This is a genomic window from Rhodococcus sp. R1101 (assembly GCF_000278445.1).
Classification (GTDB): Bacteria; Actinomycetota; Actinomycetes; order Mycobacteriales; family Mycobacteriaceae; genus Rhodococcus; species Rhodococcus gordoniae.
Map to the genome: position 1 here is coordinate 1 of NZ_AJVB01000324.1, position 4,300 is coordinate 4,300.

Here is a 4,300-nt window from a genome sequence, read left to right on the forward strand (position 1 = left end):
GTCCGTCCCGACATGCAGGGACGCCGCATCGGCGAACTGCTCCTGTACGCGCTGCTGCGGGACCGCACGGAAGGAGCCGTCCTGCTGTCGACTCCCGAGGTACCGGCCGAGGACAACCGGGCGTGGCGGCTGTACCGTCGGTTCGGATTCCAGGATGTCGTCCGCCGGTTCGTCTTCACCGGCGATGCCCGGCCCTTCGCGGTCCTCGGCAGGAGTCTGCCGCTCGGACCGGACCTCGTTCCGCATCACCCCCGCACGCTCGACGATCCGGACGGAAGTGGTATCCCATGAGCCCCACCCTCGACGCCGTCGTGGTCGGATCCGGCCACAACGCTCTGGTCTCGGCGTGCTATCTCGCCCGTGACGGATGGTCGGTGGAGGTGCTCGAACGCGACACCGTGCCGGGCGGGGCCGTCTCCACCGTCGAGCGCTTCCCCGGATACGCCGTGGACCGCGGTTCCTCGGCCCACATCATGGTCCGCCACTCGGGAATCGTCGAGGAACTCGATCTCGCCGCCCACGGACTGCGCTACATCGACTGCGACCCGTGGGCGTACGCGCCGCCACCGGCGGGCACCGACCGCCCCGGCATCGTGTTCCACCGCGATCTCGACCGGACCTGTGCGTCCGTCGAGGCCGCGTGCGGGCGCCGGGAGGCCGACGCGTACCGCCGATTCGTGCAGGACTGGGGCCCGCGCAGCGCGGCGGTGATGAAGTCGTTCACCCATCCCCCGACCGGCCGGCACCTGCTGTCCTCGTTCTGGGGTCTCGACGCCGGGGAAGGCGGCAGCGCCCTGTCCCGCCGTTTTCTCACCACCGGCGACAGCCTGCTCGACGAGTACTTCGACGACGAACCCCTGAAAGCGGCACTGGCCTGGTTCGGTGCGCAGTCCGGACCGCCCATGTCCGAACCGGGCACCGCGGCGATGGTGGGCTTCGCGGCTCTCATGCACACCCTTCCCCCGGGCCGCGCGGTCGGAGGGAGCGGCGCGCTGACCCAGGCGCTGCTGTCCCGACTGCGTTCCGATGGCGGCACGGTGACCTGCGGCGACGCCGTCACGGAGATCGGCCGCACCGGCGATCTGTGGGCCGTGCGTACCGCATCGGGACGCTCCGTGCGGGCCCGCAGGGTCGTCGCCGGCTGTCACGTCCTCACCACGCTGGATCTGCTCGACCGTGGCGGATACGACCGCGACCGGCTCGAAGGCTGGCGGCGCAGCATGCGGGTCGGCCCGGGCATCGGCATGGTCCTGCGGCTGGGCACCGATTCGCTGCCGCACTACCGCGGGTGCGACGAGCCGGAGCTGACCACCTCGGGTCTGCAACTGCTCGTCGACGACCGCGCCCACCTGCGGGCGGCCCACGGTGCCGCGATGGCGGGAGACCTGCCCCCGCGACCGGCGGTTCTCGCGATGAGTTTCTCGGCACTCGATCCCACGATCGCGCCCGCCGGCAAACACCAGATCACACTGTGGTCCCAATGGCATCCGTACGCGCTGCGGGGCGGGCGACGCTGGGAGGCCATCGCCCGATCGGAGACCGATCGCATCCTCGCGGAGATGGAGGCGCGATCTCCCGGGTTCACCGCCGGCGTCGAACACTGCCATGTACAGACCCCCGCCGACATCGAGCGCGAACTCGGGCTGCTCGGCGGGAACGTCATGCACGTGGAGATGTCGCTGGACCAGATGTTCCTGTGGCGGCCGCTGCCGGAGCTGTCGGGCTATCGGGTGCCCGACGCGCCCGGCCTCTACCTCACCGGCGCCTCGACGCATCCCGGCGGCGGTGTCTCCGGCGCGAGCGGACGCAACGCCGCCCGCGTCGCCCTCGCCGACGCCAGGGGCGGCATCATGGATCGCATGAAGGGCTGGGTGTCGCGATGACCGAGACCTACGCGCCTGCCCCGGCCCACCCGGCCCGATGGCGGACGATCCTTCCCGTCGTCCCGGCCGTCGCCGCGGTCCTCGCCCAGATCGCCTATCCCCTCACCGAGGGTGGCGCCCGGGACGCCGCGACCGTCGCGGTCGTCACACTGCTCACCGCAGCCTGCCTCGTCCATGCGGCGCTGAACCGCGGTCCCACCTTCGCCGTCGTCCTGTTCGTGAGTTCGGCCGGTATCGGATACCTGTCCGAGGTGGTCGGCACGATGACCGGCTACCCCTACGGCTGCTACAGCTACGTCACCGACCGTCTCGGGCCGGCGGCCCTCGACGTTCCGCTCGTGGTACCGCTGGCCTGGTCGGCGGGTCTGTACCCCGTGTGGTGCGTGGCCTCGCGCCTCGTCCGCAACGGCCCCGGCCGGGTCGCGGCGGTCACCGTCGGCATGCTCGGATGGGATCTCTTCCTCGACCCCCAGATGGTCGCGGACGGTCACTGGTCGTGGTGCAATGCCGGCGGCCTGCCCGGGATCGGGCACATCCCGCTCACCAACTATGCGGGCTGGCTCCTCGTCGCCGCGATCATGGCGACCGTGCTCGTCCTCGTCGACTCCCGTTCGGACCGCCCCGACACGCCCCGGCACGACGGTGTGCCGATCGCGTTGTTCCTGTGGACATGGCTCGGTTCGGCCCTCGCCCACAGTGTCTTCCTCGACGCCCCCGAGCTCCGCTATTCGGCGCTGTACGGGCTGGTCGTCATGGGCGTGCTGGGCGTTCCCCTGCTGTTCTCGCTCGTCCGCGTGCGCGGCGCGAGCGGATCCGGCCCGGAGCCGGTCGAGGCACGACTCGCCGCGAGCGACCCGAACAACCGACGAGGATGACCGTGCCTGGCACCATGTTCTCCGTGCAGTCGTCCACCATGTCCGTCCGCCGTCGTGTCGTCGCGGTCGTGGGGCTCGTGCTCCTCGCCGTTCCGCTCCTCACCGGTTGCCTGCGCGTGCAGGCGACCATGGGGATCTCCTCCGACGACCGCGTGTCGGGGCAGATCGTCGCCGCGACCATTCCCGCCGACGAGAACGATCCGGGCCCCGAACTCACCGCCCCTTCGGCTCTGGCCGGGAAGGTGCGGGTGCAGGAGTACTCGCAGGACGGCTACGTGGGGAGCCAGGTCTTCTTCAACGACCTCACCTTCGGCGATGTCCAGCAGCTCGCGACGATGTCCGACCAGAGCGCGGGCATGTTCCAGCTCAACCTGCAGCGTTCCGGCGACCTCGTGGCCCTGAACGGACGTGTGGACCTCGAGTCCGCCCCGTCGCAGGGCACGGACGTCCAGTTCACCATCGCGTTCCCGGCCCGGGTGGCGACCACCAACGGCACCCGCGAGTCGGATTCGATCGTGACCTGGAAGCTCCCGGCCGGTGAGGTCAGCAGCCTCCGGGCGGAGGTGCGCTACGCGGATCCCAACACGCGCGGTTTCGCGGGCTGGGCCGGGATCATGGCCGGAGCCGTCTTCGGGGTCACGCTGATCATCGCGGGCACGGCCTGGTTCACCCGCAATCCGGCGCCGCGGTGGTCGGCGACGAGCGGGACACGGTCCTGACCGGCCTGTCGCGCGGACCGGCCCCCACCCCGTGGGGGCGGCTCGTCAGCGGTGGCGCCCTCGTCGCGTCCTACGGCGCGGCGGTAGCCGTCGCGAACCGGTTCGCGCTCCCCCGTCTCGCGCCGGGCCCGGTCGTCGACGAGCAGGTCACCGTCGTCGTTCCCGCCCGTGACGAGGCGCCGCGCATCGGTGCGATCGTCTCCGACCTGCGGGCACAACGAGGACTGCGCGCCCTGCGCGTGATCGTCTTCGACGACGATTCGTCCGACGGCACGGCCGACTTCGCCGCGGCTGCTGCGGAGGGAGACGAGCGCATCACCGTCGTCCGGTCGACGGACCCGCCTGCCGCCGGCTGGACCGGCAAGGCGGCCGCGTGCAACGCAGCGGTCGCTCGCGCCGGCTCGGTGGTGGACGAGGGAGTCGTCCTGTTCGTCGACGCCGACGTCCGGCTCGCGCCCGATGCGCTCGCCGCCGCCGTCACCCTGCTGCGCCGCCGGAATGCAGCGCTCGTCTCGCCGTTCCCGTACCAGCGGACCGGGTCTGCGCTCGAGCGCCTCGTGCAACCCCTGCTGTTCTGGTCGTGGTTCTCCCTGCTGCCCGTCGCGGTCTCGCACCGCACCCGCCGGCCGTCCATGGCGGTCGCGTGCGGGCAGTTCCTCGTCTTCGATGCCCGGGCCTACGCCGCGATCGGCGGGCACGCGGCGGTCGCGGCGAGTCCCACGGAGGATCTCGATCTCGCCCGGGCGCTACGCCGCACCGGAGAACGCACCACGGTCGCGGCGGCGGGCCGACTCGCGTCGTGCCGGATGTACGACGGACCCCG

5 protein-coding genes are annotated in these 4,300 nt (G+C 71.7%); all 5 read left to right on the forward strand.

The annotated features are described in order from the left end of the window. A partial coding sequence (locus tag R1101_RS0116975) for a GNAT family N-acetyltransferase (protein WP_016934564.1) occupies positions 1–291 on the forward strand: 291 nt, incomplete at its 5' end. After that, positions 288–1,883 carry a phytoene desaturase family protein gene (locus R1101_RS0116980; protein ID WP_016934565.1) on the forward strand — a complete coding sequence of 532 codons (1,596 nt, stop codon included), beginning with the start codon at positions 288–290 and terminating at the stop codon, positions 1,881–1,883. The genes R1101_RS0116975 and R1101_RS0116980, both read left to right, overlap by 4 nt. Beyond that, positions 1,880–2,758, forward strand: a complete 879-nt coding sequence (locus tag R1101_RS0116985; protein ID WP_016934566.1) for a carotenoid biosynthesis protein — start codon at positions 1,880–1,882, stop codon at positions 2,756–2,758. Before R1101_RS0116980 ends, R1101_RS0116985 begins: the two co-directional genes overlap by 4 nt. After that, positions 2,755–3,477, forward strand: coding sequence for an LppM family (lipo)protein (locus R1101_RS0116990; protein WP_016934567.1), 723 nt, complete (start codon positions 2,755–2,757; stop codon positions 3,475–3,477). Before R1101_RS0116985 ends, R1101_RS0116990 begins: the two co-directional genes overlap by 4 nt. After that, positions 3,447–4,300: glycosyltransferase (locus tag R1101_RS27180; protein ID WP_016934568.1), on the forward strand; the 854-nt coding region annotated here is incomplete at its 3' end. The genes R1101_RS0116990 and R1101_RS27180, both read left to right, overlap by 31 nt.